Source organism: Micromonospora sp. DSM 43699, assembly GCF_055517075.1.
Genome location: NZ_JBTMMT010000172.1, coordinates 1 through 587, shown reverse-complemented (window position 1 = coordinate 587; position 587 = coordinate 1). Strand labels below are relative to the sequence as shown.

The 587-nt window shown below is 68.3% G+C and carries 1 protein-coding gene; it reads right to left on the bottom strand.

The window, feature by feature from the left end:
- Positions 1-587 (bottom strand): ABC transporter substrate-binding protein (locus AC0AIB_RS31085; protein ID WP_465098060.1); only part of this gene is annotated, 587 nt, incomplete at both ends.

Genomic DNA, 587 nt, shown 5'->3' with positions numbered 1-587 from the left:
CCCCGAGGTAGCCGACGGTGGTGCCCTGCTTGAGGGAGCCGGTCCACTCGGGGCTGAACGAGGAGGCGGTGGAGACGAGCCGGTCGTCGATCAGGCCCTGCCAGTACGCGGCGGTGCGCTCGGAGGCGGGGTCGGTGGTGTCGATCCGCCAGGCGTCGGTCCCGGCCCGGAACCACTGCGCGCCCGCCTGCCACGCCATGGCCTGGAAGAACGTCGGGTCGTCGGGGAAGAAGGTGGCGATCCTGGTCCTCGGTGAGGCCTTCTTCACCTGCTCCGCCGCGCTCCGGAAGTCGTCCCAGGTGGCGGGCGGTTCGATGGAGTGCTCGGTGAAGAAGTCCTTGCGGTAGTAGAAGATCTGCGGCGCGGCGTCGAAGGGGACGGCCCAGTTCTTGCCGCCGAGCGTCGTCATCTCGATCGTCTGCGGCAGGAACTTCTTCCTGACGTCCTCGGTCAGATAGGGGCTGATGTCCTGCAGCGACCCCTGGCTGACGAACGCGGACAGCTGCGGATACTCGATGGAGAGCAGATCGGGGGCGATGCCCGCCTTCACCGCGTTGGCGATCTTGGGGTAGCCGCCGAGACCGCCC